This is a genomic window from Pseudomonas sp. SDT291_1_S447, from assembly GCF_054070155.1.
This window is the reverse complement of sequence record NZ_JBSVXS010000067.1, coordinates 15,735-31,287: the sequence shown is the minus strand read 5'-3', so window position 1 is coordinate 31,287 and position 15,553 is coordinate 15,735. Positions and strand designations below refer to the sequence as shown.

Below are 15,553 nucleotides of genomic sequence, written 5' to 3'. Positions count from 1 at the left end.
ATTCAACACTAATGCTGACTGACACACCGCCATCGCGAGCAGGCTCACTCCTACAGGGGGTATTGCGATGTTTTTAAGCGGGCGTATCGAGATTCAGGTGCAGGTTGTCGATCAACCGCGTAGTGCCGAGGAACGCCGCCACCAGAATCACCAGATCACGGTCTTCAGCCGTCGCCGGACGCAGGGTCAGGGCATGGCGGATTTCCAGGTAGTCCGGGCGCAGACCTGCGGATTCAAGCTGCTGCAACTGGGCAGCGATCAGCGCCGGGAAGTCGCGTTCACCTTGCTTGATCGACTCGGCAATGTTGCTCAGCGAGCGATAAACCACCGGCGCCACCGCACGTTGTTCTTCGCTGAGGAAGCCATTGCGCGATGACAGCGCCAGGCCATCGGCGGCGCGTACGGTCGGCTCGCCGATGATCTGGATCGGCATGTTCAGGTCATGCACCAGCGCACGGATCACCGCCAGTTGCTGATAATCCTTCTGGCCGAAAATCGCCAGATCCGGCTGGACCATGTTGAACAGTTTGCTGACGACAGTCGCCACACCTTCGAAGTGCCCCGGACGGCTGGCGCCGCACAGGCCTTCGGACAATTGCGGCACGCTGACCCGGGTCTGCCCGGCCATGCCGTCGGGGTACATTTCTTCGACAGTTGGCGCGAACAGTAGAGAGCAGCCCGCTTCCAGCAGTTTTTCCTGGTCCGCCGCCAACGTGCGCGGGTATTTGTCGAGGTCTTCGCCGGCGCCGAATTGCAGTGGGTTGACGAAAATGCTCGCGACCACGAAATCCACCCGTTGGGTGGCTTTGGTGATCAGTGCAACGTGACCGCTGTGCAGGTTGCCCATGGTCGGCACGAAGCCGATGCGCTTGCCTTCGCTGCGGGCGCGGGCTACAGCGGCGCGCAGTTCGCGTACGGTTTTGACGGTGTTCATGCGGAGAATCCGTGTTCGATGCCAGGGAACGTGGTGGCTTTGACTTCGTTGACGTAAGCCTTCAGCGCAGACTGGATACTGTCCTGACCGTGCATGAAATTCTTCACGAACTTCGGCACGCGACCAGTGATCGACAGGCCGAGCATGTCGTGCAGCACCAATACCTGACCGTCGGTGGCGTTACCGGCACCGATGCCGATCACCGGGATCTTCACGGCCTGGCTGATTTCAGCGGCCAGTTCGCTCGGTACGCATTCGAGCAGCAGCATCGCCGCGCCGGCCTGCTCCAGCGAGATCGCATCAGCACGCATCTGCCGCGCCTGGTTTTCGTTGCGGCCCTGAACTTTATAGCCGCCGAGAATGTTCACCGCTTGTGGAGTCAGGCCCATGTGCGCGCAAACTGGTACACCGCGTTCGGCGAGCAGACGGATCGATTCGGCGAGCCACAGCTGACCTTCGACCTTGACCATGTGCGCACCGGCCTGCATCAGCATGGCGCTGTTAGTCATGGTTTGTTCAAGGGTGGCGTTGGCCATGAACGGCAGGTCGGCGAGGATCAGGGCATCGCTGTTGCCGCGTTTGACACAAGCGGTGTGGTAGGCCATTTCTGCGGTGGTCACCGGCAACGTGCTGTCGTGACCTTGCAGGACCATGCCGAGGGAGTCGCCCACCAGCAGCACTTCGACACCGGCCTCGTTGCAGGCGTGGGCGAAGGTCGCGTCATAGCAGGTCAGCATGGTGATCTTTTCACCTTTCTGCTTGAGGCTCTGGAGCGTGGTCAGGGTGATGGCTGGCATGTAAAAAATCCTCGTTCAGGCGCTCTGGAAACTACTGCGAGTAACGCGCGTGATTCTTCATCTACTCAGGCGCACGCTCTTTTGTCGTGCTTATAAGGCCTGGATTGCGCCCGTATGTGCCGTGTTGGCGGCAGCGGGACGCCTATAGTCGTGATGAGCCAACAGGAAGTCAATTGCGTGTGTTACCGCATTGTTACGAGGGGAGTGTTACCGGCGTTACTGATGCGATTCAGCGGCGCGGCGGGGCTGATTCGAGGAATTTTTGTCCGACAAAATCCAGCGTATGCAATAGACCAATGTGGGAGCGAGCTTGCTCGCGAAAGCGGTGGATCAGCCAACACAGTGTTGAATGACACACCGATTTCGCGAGCAAGCTCGCTCCCACAGGGGATTGCAATCAGTCTGTCGGGAGGCGTTCCAGACCGACGAACGGGCAGGCTGCCAGCAGGTCGGGGAGGCTGCGGCCGTCGGCAAGACGTAGATCCGGCGGAGCCAGCTCGGCGAGCGGATAGAGCACGAACGCGCGTTCCTGAATCTGGTAATGCGGGACTTTCAGGCGTGGTTCGTCGATCAGTCGATCGCCGAACAGCAGAATATCCAGATCCAGCGTACGTGGGCCCCAGCGTTCGAGGCGTTCGCGACCTTGGTCATTCTCGATGGCTTGCAATGCATCGAGCAGTTCCAGTGGGGCGAGCGAGCTGTCGAGCGCCGCGACCGCGTTGGTGTAACGCGGTTGGCCCGGCAGCAACGAGTCGCTTTGATAGAAGGCAGAAACGCCGGCGAGTGTGGTCTGCGGCAATTGCCCCAGCGCCTCGACGGCGCTGTGCAATTGTTCGGCCGGGTCAGCGAGGTTGCTGCCCATGCCGATGTAGATGCGTTCCATGCGTTTACTCGCCTGTCGAAGCGCTCGGTGCGCCGGCGCGTTTGCGCTTGGAACCGCTGCTGCGGCGACGTTTGCGTGGTGCGCCGCTGGCGTCATCACCTTTGCCGCTGAGGTCGCGGATCATGTCGCGACGCTCGCTGTCGTTGGCGTCCTGATAGTCCGTCCACCATTCGCCCAGGCCATCCGTTTCCTCGCCAGCGCTTTCACGCAGTAACAGGAAGTCGTAACCGGCACGGAATCGCGGATTATCCAGCAACAGGTCGGCACGTTTGCCGCTGCGGCGTGGCAGACGTTCCTGCATGTCCCAGATCTCGCGGATCGGCATGGTGAAGCGTTTTGGAATCGCAATGCGCTGGCACTGCTCGGCGATCAGTTCGTGGGCGCCTTCCTGCATCGCCGGGATCGGCGGCATGCCGCGCTCTTGCAGGCGCAGCACGCGAGCCGGCAGTGCAGGCCACAGCAGCGCGGCAAACAGGAATGCCGGGGTCACCGGTTTGTTCTGTTTGATGCGCAAGTCGGTGTTGGTCAGCGCTTCGCTGATCAGCGTGTGGGTGTATTCCGGGTTGTGTTCCAGCGCGTCGGCACTGGCCGGGAACAGCGGGGCGAACAGTTGCAGATCGACCAGCATTTCGAAAGTGATCGCGCCGTGCCCCGAGAGGAACAGTTTGAGCACTTCTTCGAACAGACGCGCCGACGGGATCTCGCGCAGCATCGGCGCCAGTTCGCGGATCGGCTGCACGGTGTGCTTCTCGATGCCGAAGTTGAGCTTGGCGGCGAAACGCACGGCGCGCAGCATGCGCACCGGATCTTCCTGATAACGCTGCTTCGGGTCGCCGATCAGGCGGATCAGGTGATTGCGGATGTCGTGTACGCCATTGGCGTAGTCGAGGATGCGCTCGCTGACCGGATCGTAATACAGGGCGTTGATGGTGAAGTCGCGGCGTTGCGCGTCTTCTTCCAGGGTGCCGTAAACGTTATCGCGCAGAATCCGCCCGCTCTCGTTACGCGAAGACTGGTTGCTGTCTTCGTCGTCTTCGTTGATCGGGTGATTGGCGCGGAAGGTCGCGACTTCAATGATTTCGCGACCGAAATGGATGTGCACCAGTTTGAAGCGACGGCCGATGATCCGCGCATTGCGAAATTCGGCACGGACTTGCTCAGGCGTGGCGCTGGTGGCGACGTCGAAATCCTTGGGCGTGATGCCCAACAGCATGTCACGCACGCAACCGCCGACCAGATAAGCCTGGTAACCGGCACCTTGCAGGCGTTCGACGATATTAACCGCATAGCGGCTGAACTGCGTTTTCTGCAGCGAATGTTGGCCGCTGTTGAGCACTTCAGGGGTGCTGCGGATGTGTTGCGTACGACGCACGGGAGTTCGGAATGACTGGAACAACTTCTTCAGCATGGGATGCACTGTTTGAAGGAATGTTCGGCCATACCAAAGAATGACCGCATGATGGGCGCAGATTCTAGCATTTAGTCGGGGGATGGTGTAGGACACGGCCGATTTGAGCTGCAAGCCGCAGGCTACAGGCATCGCGCGCGATAAAAACGGGGGATTTTGTAGCGGGGGAGAAACTACAAGGGGAGCCGAAGCTCCCCAAGAAGTAGTTGCGTGCTCTTTTTATTATTGATTCGGGCTTCTTGTTTTTGTTGAGTGCCCTCGCCACGAAGCTTTTCCTTCGTGACCCTCCCAATCGGGAGCCAAGAGCAAACGGATTGCTTTGGTCGCTGAATTGCAGTGATCTCTCGATCCAACCAGTACAGGCTCTGTCTTAGGACAGTTTTTGTTGTTCTCGGCCTGGTCGTGGGGCAAGCCCCAAATACAACGCCTCTCCAAAAGAATCAGTTAGCTGCGCCTCTCGCCGTCTTGTTTTTATTGTGCGTGAGTCGATTCGTCTTATTTTTATTGTCTTGTGCATTGCTTGTTATTGTTCTTGTACCAAACATATAGCAGGGGGCGTGCCAACTTTTGCGAAGCCCAATAAAACAAGGGGTTAGGTCGATATAACCGTTTTGGCGGGGCGAAAAAAAGCCGGGGTTTCGTTACCGATAACCCCGGCTTATGTTACGTGAATCGACTGAGGTAACAGTTTTTTCACCTCTTCAAGCGTTACCTGCACACTCGACAGGTAACGTTCAGCTCTCGCTGGCGACCCCGGTCTTGCGCCGTGGGATGCCCAGACGCTGACGGCGTTCCCACAGACATTTACGGCTGACGCCCAATTTGCGCGCCAGTTCGGTCTCAGTCATGTGGTCCTGATGCTCGAGGACGAAGTGCTGGAAGTAATCTTCCAGCGACAGGTCTTCGGTCGGCTCATGGCTGCTGTTGCTGGCGTTACCCGGCGTTTGTGGCGGCAGACCGATGAACTCGTCGTCTTCCAGATCGCTGAGTTCAATGTCGATGCCCAGCAGGTCGGCAGAGATTTCCGGGCTTTCGCTCAGAATCACCGCGCGCTCGACTGCGTTCTCCAGCTCTCGCACGTTACCCGGCCAGGAATAATGCCGGATCGCCTGTTCGGCATCCGCGGCAAATTTCAGGTCGGTACGGTTGATGCGTGCGCTCTGGCGAGCGAGGAAAGCCGTGGCGATTTCGTTGACGTCGGCACCGCGCTCGCGCAGGGCCGGCAGTTTCAGGGCGATCACGTGCAGGCGGTAATAAAGGTCTTCACGGAACTGGCCGATTTTCGCCAGGCTCTTCAGGTCCCGGTGAGTGGCCGCGATCAGGCGCACATCAACTTTCTGTGACTGCACGGAACCAACACGGCGAATTTCACCTTCCTGCAATACGCGCAGCAGACGCGCTTGGGCTTCCAGTGGCAGCTCACCGATCTCGTCGAGGAACAACGTGCCGCCGTCCGCCGCTTCGACCAGACCGGCGCGACCGGCGCTGGCGCCAGTGAATGCGCCTTTCTCGTGGCCGAACAATTCGGACTCGATCAGGCTTTCCGGAATGGCTGCGCAGTTCACCGAAATCATCGGTGCCTTGGCGCGTTTCGACAGGTTGTGCAGGGCGCGGGCCACCAGTTCTTTACCGGTGCCGGACTCGCCCTGGATCAACACATTGGAATCAGTCGGCGCGACTTTGCGGATCTTGCTGTACAGGTCCTGCATCGGTGGGCAGGAGCCGATGATGCCGATCTCGCCGTTGCTGTTGTCGACCGCGGATTTGCCGCTGCCGTTGGTCGTTTTCACGGCAACGGGCTCACCGGCAGCAGGAGTCGATTGACGATCACGCAGGATCCGCGCGACAGCCTGAAGCATTTCGTCGTGGTCGAAAGGCTTGGCGATGTAGTCCACCGCGCCCATCTTCATCGAGTCGACCGCCGAGCGCAGGCTGGCGTAACTGGTCATGATCAGCACCGGCGTGCCCTGGCCAAGCTTGATCAGCTCGGTGCCCGGAGCGCCCGGCAAACGCAGATCGCTGACGATCAGATCGAACGTAGGAATGGTGAAGCGTTCTTGTGCTTCCTGCACTGAACCGGCTTCGCTGACCTGATACTGGTTGCGTTCCAGCAGGCGGCGCAAGGCGGAGCGGATAATTGTTTCGTCTTCGACGATCAAAATGTGCGGCATTGATTCGATACTCTCGACGGTCTCAGTTCACAGCGGACGTCGCTTCGACATGACGCGGTAAGGTCACCCGGATACGGGTGCCGCGTTGGCTTTGTACATCAGCCGGGCTGTCGATGGTGATTTGTCCATAATGCTCTTCAACGATGGAATAGACCAGTGCAAGGCCCAGACCGGTGCCTTCGCCAGGATCCTTGGTGGTGAAGAAGGGTTCGAACAATCTATCCATGATGTTCTTCGGAATACCGCTGCCTTCGTCTTCGACGATCAGATCGACCGTGTGTTCGCCGGCTTCGCTCTTGACCCGTACCGCACTGTGCGGCGGCGAGGCGTCGCGGGCGTTGGAGAGCAAATTGATCAAGACCTGAGCGAGTCGCTGCGGATCGCCTTCGACCCAGTGATCGGGATCGCACAGGTTGTAGAACTGCACTTCGAAATTGCGTCGGTTCAGCGCCAGCAGGCCAATCGCATCCTGGGCCACTTCGGCCAGACAAACGGGCTCGTCACTGTGCTGATGGCTGCCGGCGTGGGCGAAGCTCATCAGTGACTGGACAATGCGCGAGACGCGTTTGGTCTGTTCGAGAATCTGCCCGCTGATTTCCGTCAGTTCGCCGTCGTCTTCGCGTTCTTCGCGCAGGTTTTGCGCAAGACAAGCGATGCCGGTGATCGGGTTGCCGATTTCGTGGGCTACACCGGCCGCAAGGCGACCAATGCTCGCCAGGCGTTCGGAGTGCACCAGTTTGTCTTCGAGCATCTGCGTTTCTGTCAGATCTTCGACCAGCAGAACCAAGCCACTGTTACCCGGTGCCAACGGCTCGTCGATTGCCGCTTTGTGCAGGTTCAGCCAGCGCGTCTGACCGTCGAGGGCCAGATGCTGTTTGTGCAAATGCTCGTCCGGCAGATCGATGAAACCTTGCAGCAGACCTTTCCACGGCTCGCCGATGGTACTCAGGCGCGAACCGACCACACGCTGCGCGGCGATCCCGGTGAGTTCTTCCATGGCCTTGTTCCACATCAGGATCTCTTGATCCTTGGCCAGCGAGCAGACGCCCATCGGCAGTTCCTGCAAGGTCTGGCGGTGGTAACGGCGCAGGGCATCGAGTTCGGCAGCCAGACCTGTGAGGCGCGAGTGGTAATCCTCGAGGCGGCTTTCGATGAAGTGGATGTCTTCGGTCACATAGTTTTCGCCGCCGGCCTTGTACGGCAGGAAGGTTTCGACCATGTCCTGCGCCACGCTCGGGCCCATCAGGCCGGAGAGGTTGGCTTCGATGCGATCGCGCAAACGGCGCAGGGCATACGGGCGGCGTTCGTCGAATGGCAGATAGAGGTCACGCAGCGCTTGCTCGACTTCCTTCTGCGCAGCCTTGGCACCCAACGGTTTCGCCAGTTGCGTGGCGAATTCCTGCGGCGAGGCGGCGTGCAATTCGCGGCGTTGCGGACGACGCACGTTATCCACAGCGCAGGCTTCAGCGGCACTGGCTTCTTCGGGGCTGGCATTGGTGAACAGCGAGATCAGGGTGAACATCAAGACGTTGGCCGCCAGCGAGGCGATGGCTGCCATGTGCCAACTGGTGTCGTCGAGCACATAAATCATGTTCAGCAACGGGATGTAGAAACCCTGCAGATTGCCGACCAACGGCAGCAGCATCGTCACCACCCAGACCAGGATTCCCGCCAGCAAACCGGCAATGAAGCCGCGACGGTTAGCGGTCGGCCAGTACAGCACCGAGAGCACACCCGGCAGGAATTGCAGCGTCGCGACAAAGGCAACAATGCCGAGGTTGGCCAGATCCTGTCCGGCACCGAGCATCAGATAGAAGCAAAACCCGGCCATGATGATCGCGACGATCAGCGCCCGGCGGGTCCATTTCAACCAGCGATAGATGTTGCCTTCAGCCGGTGGTTGATAAAGCGGCAGCACCAAGTGGTTCAGCGCCATGCCCGAAAGGGCCAGCGTGGTGACGATGATCAGGCCGCTGGCCGCCGACAGTCCTCCGACGTAGGCAAGCAATGCCAGCGGTTTGCTGTTGGCTGCAATGCCGATGCCCAGGGTGAAATATTCCGGGTCGGTGGTGGCGCCGAGCTTCAGGCCGGCCCACAGGATCAACGGTACCGCCAGGCTCATCAACAGCAGAAACAACGGCAGGCCCCAGCTCGCACTCACCAATGAACGGGGGTTGAGGTTTTCGGTAAAGGTCATGTGATACATGTGCGGCATCACGATCGCCGAGGCGAAGAACACCAGCAGCAGCGTACGCCACGGGCCTTCCTGCAAGGGCGTATGCAACGCCGCGAGGGCGGTCTGGTTTTGCAGCAGCCACAGTTCCAACTGTTGCGGACCATCGAACACGCCGTACAACGCATACAGGCCGACGCCGCCAAGGGCAACGAGTTTGATCACCGACTCAAAGGCAATCGCGAACACCAGCCCTTCATGTTTTTCGCGGGTGGCGATATGGCGGGAACCAAAGAAGATCGTAAACAGAATGATCAGTGCGCAGAACGCCAGCGCCACGCGGCTCTGAATCGGTTCTCCGGTGAGGATGCCGATGGAATCGGCCACCGCTTGAATCTGCAGCGCCAGCAGCGGCAGCACACCGATCAGCATGAAAATCGTGGTCAGCGCGCCGGCCCAGGTGCTGCGAAAGCGGAACGCGAACAGATCCGCCAGTGACGACAATTGATAAGTACGGGTGATTTTCAGAATCGGATACAGCAACACCGGCGCCAGCAGAAACGCGCCAGACACGCCGAGATAACTGGAAAGAAAGCCGTAGCCATACTGATAGGCCAGACCCACCGTGCCGTAAAACGCCCAGGCACTGGCGTAAACCCCCAGTGACAGGGTGTAGGTCAGCGGGTGGCGAATGATCGCGCGCGGGATCATGCCCCGTTCGCTGATCCAGGCAACGCCGAACAGCACCGCCAGGTACGCGGCGCTGACCAGGATCATCTGGGTCAGGCTAAAGCTCATCGGCATCTTTTTGGCTCTGCAGGATGAAGGTTACGACAATCAGGATCAGCCAGAGCAGATAGGGGCGATACCAGGCGCCCGTAGCGTCGATCCACCAATCCATGATGGCGGGGGAAAACAAGTAGATCCCCACGACTAAAAGCAGGACCAAGCGATAGATGTACATCCCGGCCTCTCTTTTTTATGCGCGTGCCCGAAAACGTGCGGCGATGGTAACGGATGGGCGCGCGACTGCAAGTGTCGTCACAGCAGTTGCGCCTCGGGCAGAGTCAGTGTGCGCGGGATCTGTGTGGCATCCCAGTGCGCGCTGCCCCACTTGAGTAACTCTTGCGGCGAGGCGTGAGCCAGTTCGGCGCCGGGGTTTTGCCCCAATGCGCGCAGGGCCCGCAGTAACAATGGCGTGGCTTGATCGGCCTCCAGTGGCGGCGAGCGGTAGGACTTGCCGAGCTTGTTGCCGTCCGGCTGGATGATCAGCGGCAGGTGCAGGTAGCGTGGTTGACGCAAGCCCAGCAATTCTTGCAGATAGAGTTGGCGCGGGGTCGAGTCGAGCAGGTCGGCGCCACGCACGATGTCGGTGATGCCTTGCCAGGCATCGTCGAGCACCACGGCCAGTTGGTAGGCGTAGAGGCCGTCGCGGCGACGGATCACGAAATCGCCGACGTCGCGGCCCAGATGCTGGCGGTATTCGCCCTGTACGCGGTCGATGAAGTGGTATTCCAGTTCGGGTACGCGCAGGCGGATTGCCGCGTCCTGTTGATCGTGGCCGGCATTGCGGCACAGGCCAGGATAAATCCCGTTATACGGCTCCAGTTGTTTGCGCGAGCAAGTGCAGGCATAGGCCAGACCGTGATTGAACAGGCTGTAGAGCACTTCGGCGTAAGCAGCGTGCCGATCGCTCTGCCGCACCATGTCGCCGTCCCATTCGAAGCCGTAACTTTCCAGCGCCTTGAGGATCGCCGCTTGTGCGCCAGGCTCTTCGCGGGGCGGATCGAGATCTTCCATGCGCACCAGCCAGCGACCGCCGACCGAACGGGCGTCGAGGTAGGAGGCGAGGGCAGCGACCAGCGAACCGAAGTGCAGGTGGCCACTCGGGGTTGGGGCGAAGCGGCCGATGTAGGCGGGGGATGTTTTGGCAGTCATGGGGCGACAGTACTTTTTCAGAGCGTGTACACAACACCTGTGGGAGCGAGCTTGCTCGCGAAGGCGGTGTGTCTGCTACATGAATGTTGAGGCATATGGCCCTTTCGCGAGCAAGCTCGCTCCCACAGGGGATATAAGGCAAAAGGCAGAAACAAAAACGGAGCGTTCGCACGCTCCGTTTTTCGTTCAGGTCGAGATTACTTGCCGACCTGCTTTTCCTTGATTTCCGCCAGGGTCTTGCAGTCGATGCACAGATCCGCAGTAGGACGGGCTTCGAGGCGCTTGACGCCGATCTCGATGCCGCAGGACTCGCACCAGCCGTATTCTTCGTCCTGAATCAGCTCCAGCGTCTTGTCGATCTTCTTGATCAACTTGCGCTCGCGGTCGCGGGCGCGCAGCTCGAGGGCGAATTCTTCTTCCTGACTGGCACGATCGGCCGGGTCAGGGAAGTTGGCCGCTTCGTCCTTCATATGATCAACAGTACGGTCGACTTCCTGCATCAAGTCCTGTTTCCACTTGTTCAGGATCTTGGTGAAGTGCGCGCGCATCGGAGCGCCCATGTACTCTTCACCGGCTTTCGGAACGTAAGGTTCGAAACCGCTGATCGTCGTTTGCTGCTGTTGCTTTGCTTGGGTGGGCATGAAATGGACCGCCTCTACTCTTGTAATCCATTGCGCAGGATTGCTCCATCACCGACACCTGCCGGCCCTGCGGCTGCAAGCGGGCGAACTTACCAGATCAAATCGGCCTGCGCTACTCCCGGATGTCGAGGCCCCGGCGGGTGGCGCTTGCAAATGTTTGGCAAGCCGTGTCTGGTGGTGTTGAAGACCTGTTCAATCACTGATTTTAGTCAATCCTGGAGCGTACGCTCATATCGTTACAGTCCAGCGTTCTTGAGGCTGTGACCGCTGCGGGTTCTCGCTCGTTCCGGCAGATGGGTAGAATCGTCTCTTTTTCCCTGCCGAAGGAAAACCAATGGCTCAGCCCTACAGTGCGCGCAGTCGTGCGATCGAACCGTTCCATGTGATGGCGCTGCTGGCGCGGGCCAATGAATTGCAGGCTGAAGGCCACGACGTGATCCATCTGGAGATCGGCGAGCCAGACTTCACTACCGCTGAACCGATCATTCGTGCCGGGCAGGCGGCGCTGACGGCGGGCAAGACCCGTTACACCGCTGCCCGTGGGATTCCGGAACTGCGCGAGGCAATTTCCGGGTTTTATCAATCGCGTTATGGCTTGAACATTGATCCGCGCCGGATTTTGATCACGCCGGGCGGTTCCGGTGCGCTGTTGCTGGCCAGTGCGTTGCTGGTCGATCCGGGTAAACACTGGTTGTTGGCGGATCCGGGTTACCCGTGCAACCGGCACTTCCTGCGTTTGGTCGAAGGCGCGGCGCAGCTGGTGCCGGTGGGGCCGGACGTGCGTTATCAACTGACTCCTGATCTGGTCGAGCGGCATTGGGATCACGACAGCGTCGGCGCACTGGTCGCTTCGCCAGCCAATCCGACCGGCACGATCCTGACCCGCGACGAACTGGCCGGGTTATCCACAGCCATCAAGGCGAAACACGGGCATCTGGTGGTGGATGAGATCTATCACGGTCTGACCTACGGCACCGATGCCGCCAGCGTTCTGGAAGTCGATGACAACGCTTTTGTCTTGAACAGTTTCTCCAAGTATTTCGGCATGACCGGGTGGCGCCTGGGTTGGCTGGTGGCACCGGATGCGGCGGTCAGCGAGTTGGAGAAGCTGGCGCAGAACCTTTACATCAGCGCGCCGAGCATGGCGCAGTACGCGGCGTTGGCCTGCTTCGAGCCGGACACCCTCTTGATTCTGGAAGAGCGCCGCGCCGAATTTGGCCGTCGTCGTGATTTCCTTTTGCCGGCGTTACGCGAATTGGGTTTCAACATCGCCGTGGAGCCTGAGGGCGCGTTCTATTTGTACGCCGATATCAGCCAGTTCGGCGGCGATGCCTTCGCGTTCTGCCGACATTTCCTCGAAACCGAGCACGTTGCCTTCACGCCGGGTCTGGACTTCGGTCGTCATCAGGCCAGTCACCATGTGCGTTTTGCCTACACGCAAAACCTCCCTCGCCTACAGGAAGCGGTGGAGCGAATCGCTCGTGGTTTGAAGAGTTGGCAAGGCTGATGCGCTTTTATCCCCCTCTGGAAGAGGCGCGACTGATCCGTCGTTACAAGCGTTTTCTCGCCGATATCGAAACCGTTGGCGGCGAGTTGCTGACCATTCACTGCCCGAACACCGGTTCGATGCTCAATTGCCAGGTCGAGGGCGGACAGGTCTGGTTCAGCCGCTCCAATGACCCGAAACGCAAATTACCAGGCACTTGGGAAATCGGTGGAACCCCGCAGGGCCGCTTGTTTTGCGTGAATACCGCCCGGGCCAACGGTTTGGTTGAAGAGGCGTTACAGGCTGGCGTGATCACTGAGTTGAACGGCTTTACCGCGTTGAAGCGCGAAGTGGCCTACGGGCAGGAAAAAAGCCGCATCGATTTTCGCCTCGAATACCCAAGCGGCCCGGCGTATGTGGAAGTGAAAAGCGTCACTCTGGGCTTCGACGGCACAGCGGTGGCAGCGTTTCCCGATGCCGTGACCCAGCGTGGTGCCAAGCATCTGCGGGAGTTGGCACATCTGGCGCGGGACGGGATCCGGGCGGTGCAGTTGTATTGCGTCAATCTGACCGGGATTGAAGCGGTGCGACCGGCCGAGGAGATCGACTCGGCCTACGCCGAGGCGCTGCGTGAAGCAGTGGCGTGTGGTGTTGAAGTGCTGGCTTACGGCGTTCGCTTGAACCATGAAGAGATGGTCATCGACCGGCGTCTCGACGTGCTGCTCAACGGTTAAACATCGATCCACAAGCCTTGCGCGTCTTCCCGGCACGCAATGGCGCTGAGTGACTGCCCGGCGCAAGGCCCGGCGACGCATTCACCGTCCTCGATCAGAAACAGTGCGCCGTGGGTGGCGCACTGGATCAGGCTATTGCTCGGGTCGAGAAACTGGTCGGGTTGCCATTCAAGACCAACGCCCCGGTGCGGGCAGCGATTGAGATAGACGTACGCTTGCCCATTGCGGCGCACGGCGAACAGCTTGTTCCCGTTGACTTCAAAGCCACGGCTGGCCGCTTCGGCGAGTTCAGTGCCCGCGCAGAGAAACTTCATGGCTATCCTCTAATGTCCGCTCGTGTCTGGATATGTCCGAGCTTGACGTTTAAATGCAAACAATTATCAAATGGCGGCCTTCGTCCGCAGGGCGGCTGGCAGGGGCGAGGATACTTGGCCTGTCATCCGGATGCCCGGGAAAAACGTCTTTCAAGGAAGCTGTGTATGCGCCTGAGTACTCGCGTTGTTGTGCTGTGTGCCGGACTGTTCGTCAGCTATCAGGCTGCAGCGGCCGATTTGCCGCAACGTTGGGTCAGCGCCGGCGGTGCGCTGTCGGAATGGGTCAGTGCGTTGGGCGGCGAGTCGAAGCTGGTCGGCGTTGATACCACCAGCCAGCATCCGGAGTCGTTGAAGGCGCTGCCGAGCATTGGTTATCAGCGTAGCCTTTCCGCTGAGGGCATTCTCAGTCTGCGCCCGGACATCCTTATCGGCACCGAAGAAATGGGCCCGCCGCCGGTGCTGTCACAGGTCAAGGCCGCCAAGGTTCAGGTGGAGTTGTTCTCGGCTCAGCCGGATCTGCCGACACTGGAGAAAAACGTCACCCATCTGGGCCAGTTGCTCGGCACAGAAGCCCAGGCAAAGCAGCTACTGCAAAGTTATCAACAGCAACTCGATGCGCAGAACGTGCGGGTTGCAGATGCGCAGTCCAAACAAAAAGCGCCGGGCGTTCTGTTGTTGCTCGGGCATGCCGGTGGCAAGCCATTGATCGCCGGCAAGGACACCGCTGCCGACTGGCTGCTGCAACAGGCGGGCGGGCATAACCTGGCGACGCATACCGGTTACAAACCGTTTTCCGTGGAATCCCTCGCCAGCCTCGATCCTGAAGTGTTGGTATTCGCCGACCGTGCATTGACCGGAGACGCGGCGAAAGCGGCGCTGTTCAAGGAAAACCCGATTCTCAATTCAAGTCGCGCGGCCAAGGCCGGCCGAGTGCTGGAACTGGACCCGACCCTGTTGGTTGGTGGCCTTGGACCACGCTTGCCGGCAGCGCTGAAAACCCTGTCTGACGGTTTCTACCCGGCCAAGAGCGGCCAATGACCACATTGGTAAAACCCCGTGGTTTGTTCATTGGCCTGACGCTTCTATGTCTGTTGGCGATCTGGCTGTCATTGGCGCTGGGGCCGGTGAGCCTGCCGCTGTTCGATACGTTGCGCGCAGCGTTGCGCATGCTCGGCGTGCCGCTGGCGCCGGACGGTCTGGAGCAGGCTGAGCTGATCCTCGGGCAGATTCGTCTGCCGCGAACCTTGCTCGGGTTGGCGGTTGGCGGTGTGCTGGCGCTGTCCGGCGTGGCGATGCAGGGTTTGTTCCGTAATCCGCTGGCGGATCCAGGACTGGTGGGGGTTTCCAGCGGCGCAGCGCTGGGTGCGGCGATTGCGATTGTCGGTGGCTCGTTTTTTGGTGGCTTGCCGGAGTGGTTCGGGCCGTATCTGCTGTCGCTCTGCGCGTTTCTCGGCGGCCTCGGGGTGACGGCGCTGGTTTATCGCCTCGGTCGCCGTAACGGTCAGACCAATGTGGCGACCATGTTGCTTGCGGGTATTGCCCTGACCGCGCTGGCCGGTTCGGCGGTCGGCCTGTTCACTTATCTGGCGGATGACGCGACCCTGCGTACGCTGACGTTCTGGAACCTCGGCAGTCTCAACGGCGCCAGTTACGCGCGGCTGTGGCCATTGCTGATCATCAGCGCCGGCGTGGCGTTGTGGTTGCCACGTCGCGCCAAAGCGCTGAATGCCTTGCTGCTCGGGGAATCCGAGGCTGAGCATTTGGGCATTGATGTCGAGCGGCTCAAGCGTGAACTGGTGTTCTGCACGGCGCTGGGTGTTGGCGCAGCGGTGGCAGCAGCGGGCATGATCGGTTTTGTCGGGCTGGTGGTGCCGCATCTGGTGCGGTTGCTGGCGGGGCCGGATCACAAAGTGCTGCTGCCGGCATCGGTGCTGGCCGGGGCGAGTCTGTTGTTGCTGGCTGATCTGGTCGCGCGGCTGGCGCTGGCGCCGGCAGAGTTGCCGATCGGTATTGTCACTGCGTTTATCGGTGCACCGTTCTTCCTTTATCTGCTGCTGCGAGGGCGTGCCTGATG

14 protein-coding genes are annotated in these 15,553 nt (G+C 60.0%); 4 read left to right on the top strand and 10 right to left on the bottom strand.

The genetic code is table 11. The annotated features are described in order from the left end of the window. Positions 1–73: 73 nt before the first annotated feature. From panC to dksA, 9 genes are all read right to left on the bottom strand, one after another. Positions 74–934 (bottom strand): pantoate--beta-alanine ligase, encoded by an 861-nt coding sequence (gene panC / locus ACW9IR_RS19490; protein WP_102900506.1) that lies wholly within the window; start codon positions 932–934, stop codon positions 74–76. Beyond that, on the bottom strand, positions 931–1,731 hold the full coding sequence (gene panB, locus ACW9IR_RS19485; protein ID WP_038369034.1) for a 3-methyl-2-oxobutanoate hydroxymethyltransferase: 801 nt from the start codon (positions 1,729–1,731) through the stop codon (positions 931–933). Before panB ends, panC begins: the two co-directional genes overlap by 4 nt. Before the next feature lie 397 nt (positions 1,732–2,128). Next, positions 2,129–2,614, bottom strand: a complete 486-nt coding sequence (gene folK, locus ACW9IR_RS19480; protein ID WP_457464716.1) for a 2-amino-4-hydroxy-6-hydroxymethyldihydropteridine diphosphokinase — start codon at positions 2,612–2,614, stop codon at positions 2,129–2,131. 4 nt (positions 2,615–2,618) lie between these two features. Next, positions 2,619–4,022 (bottom strand): polynucleotide adenylyltransferase PcnB, encoded by a 1,404-nt coding sequence (locus ACW9IR_RS19475; protein WP_016983493.1) that lies wholly within the window; start codon positions 4,020–4,022, stop codon positions 2,619–2,621. A 734-nt stretch (positions 4,023–4,756) separates the two neighbouring features. Continuing rightward, a complete protein-coding gene (locus tag ACW9IR_RS19470; RefSeq protein ID WP_457464714.1) occupies positions 4,757–6,193 on the bottom strand; it encodes a sigma-54-dependent transcriptional regulator in 1,437 nt (478 codons plus the stop codon). A gap of 22 nt (positions 6,194–6,215) precedes the next feature. After that, positions 6,216–9,170, bottom strand: coding sequence for a sensor histidine kinase (locus ACW9IR_RS19465; RefSeq protein WP_026000477.1), 2,955 nt, complete (start codon positions 9,168–9,170; stop codon positions 6,216–6,218). Next, on the bottom strand, positions 9,154–9,330 hold the full coding sequence (locus ACW9IR_RS19460; protein ID WP_003176118.1) for a hypothetical protein: 177 nt from the start codon (positions 9,328–9,330) through the stop codon (positions 9,154–9,156). The genes ACW9IR_RS19465 and ACW9IR_RS19460 overlap by 17 nt, the downstream gene beginning before the upstream one ends. A 77-nt stretch (positions 9,331–9,407) precedes the next feature. Then, complete coding sequence (gene gluQRS / locus ACW9IR_RS19455; RefSeq protein WP_457464712.1) at positions 9,408–10,304, bottom strand: tRNA glutamyl-Q(34) synthetase GluQRS; 897 nt, start codon at positions 10,302–10,304, stop codon at positions 9,408–9,410. A 197-nt stretch (positions 10,305–10,501) separates the two neighbouring features. Beyond that, positions 10,502–10,945, bottom strand: a complete 444-nt coding sequence (gene dksA / locus ACW9IR_RS19450) for an RNA polymerase-binding protein DksA (RefSeq protein WP_064118688.1) — start codon at positions 10,943–10,945, stop codon at positions 10,502–10,504. Positions 10,946–11,279: 334 nt separating this feature from the next. On the opposite strand from dksA, the gene ACW9IR_RS19445 reads away from it, so the two are divergent. Further along, on the top strand, positions 11,280–12,452 hold the full coding sequence (locus ACW9IR_RS19445; protein ID WP_457464709.1) for a pyridoxal phosphate-dependent aminotransferase: 1,173 nt from the start codon (positions 11,280–11,282) through the stop codon (positions 12,450–12,452). Continuing rightward, on the top strand, positions 12,452–13,165 hold the full coding sequence (gene sfsA / locus ACW9IR_RS19440) for a DNA/RNA nuclease SfsA (RefSeq protein ID WP_457464707.1): 714 nt from the start codon (positions 12,452–12,454) through the stop codon (positions 13,163–13,165). Before ACW9IR_RS19445 ends, sfsA begins: the two co-directional genes overlap by 1 nt. Here sfsA and ACW9IR_RS19435 read toward each other — a convergent pair. Next, the gene (locus ACW9IR_RS19435) at positions 13,162–13,479 is read right to left on the bottom strand and encodes a Rieske (2Fe-2S) protein (protein WP_457464705.1); all 318 of its coding nucleotides are present in this window, start codon (positions 13,477–13,479) and stop codon (positions 13,162–13,164) included. The two genes, sfsA and ACW9IR_RS19435, sit on opposite strands and share 4 nt — an antisense overlap. 165 nt (positions 13,480–13,644) lie before the next feature. Between ACW9IR_RS19435 and ACW9IR_RS19430 the strand changes: the two genes are divergently transcribed. Continuing rightward, entirely contained in the window at positions 13,645–14,517 is an 873-nt protein-coding gene (locus ACW9IR_RS19430) for a heme/hemin ABC transporter substrate-binding protein (protein WP_457464703.1), read from the top strand. A gap of 50 nt (positions 14,518–14,567) precedes the next feature. Then, the gene (locus ACW9IR_RS19425) at positions 14,568–15,551 is read left to right on the top strand and encodes a FecCD family ABC transporter permease (protein ID WP_457464721.1); all 984 of its coding nucleotides are present in this window, start codon (positions 14,568–14,570) and stop codon (positions 15,549–15,551) included. Positions 15,552–15,553: the final 2 nt, after the last annotated feature.

Excerpts from the sequence above, each read along its gene's own strand:
- panC (WP_102900506.1), bottom strand. The coding sequence starts at position 934 with ATGAACACCGTCAAAACCGTACGCGAACTGCGCGCCGCTGTAGCCCGC.
- gluQRS (WP_457464712.1), bottom strand. The coding sequence starts at position 10,304 with ATGACTGCCAAAACATCCCCCGCCTACATCGGCCGCTTCGCCCCAACC.
- ACW9IR_RS19460 (WP_003176118.1), bottom strand. The coding sequence starts at position 9,330 with ATGTACATCTATCGCTTGGTCCTGCTTTTAGTCGTGGGGATCTACTTG.
- panB (WP_038369034.1), bottom strand. The coding sequence starts at position 1,731 with ATGCCAGCCATCACCCTGACCACGCTCCAGAGCCTCAAGCAGAAAGGT.
- dksA (WP_064118688.1), bottom strand. The coding sequence starts at position 10,945 with ATGCCCACCCAAGCAAAGCAACAGCAGCAAACGACGATCAGCGGTTTC.
- ACW9IR_RS19430 (WP_457464703.1), top strand. The coding sequence starts at position 13,645 with ATGCGCCTGAGTACTCGCGTTGTTGTGCTGTGTGCCGGACTGTTCGTC.
- ACW9IR_RS19470 (WP_457464714.1), bottom strand. The coding sequence starts at position 6,193 with ATGCCGCACATTTTGATCGTCGAAGACGAAACAATTATCCGCTCCGCC.
- ACW9IR_RS19445 (WP_457464709.1), top strand. The coding sequence starts at position 11,280 with ATGGCTCAGCCCTACAGTGCGCGCAGTCGTGCGATCGAACCGTTCCAT.
- folK (WP_457464716.1), bottom strand. The coding sequence starts at position 2,614 with ATGGAACGCATCTACATCGGCATGGGCAGCAACCTCGCTGACCCGGCC.
- ACW9IR_RS19465 (WP_026000477.1), bottom strand. The coding sequence starts at position 9,170 with ATGCCGATGAGCTTTAGCCTGACCCAGATGATCCTGGTCAGCGCCGCG.
- sfsA (WP_457464707.1), top strand. The coding sequence starts at position 12,452 with ATGCGCTTTTATCCCCCTCTGGAAGAGGCGCGACTGATCCGTCGTTAC.
- ACW9IR_RS19435 (WP_457464705.1), bottom strand. The coding sequence starts at position 13,479 with ATGAAGTTTCTCTGCGCGGGCACTGAACTCGCCGAAGCGGCCAGCCGT.
- ACW9IR_RS19475 (WP_016983493.1), bottom strand. The coding sequence starts at position 4,022 with ATGCTGAAGAAGTTGTTCCAGTCATTCCGAACTCCCGTGCGTCGTACG.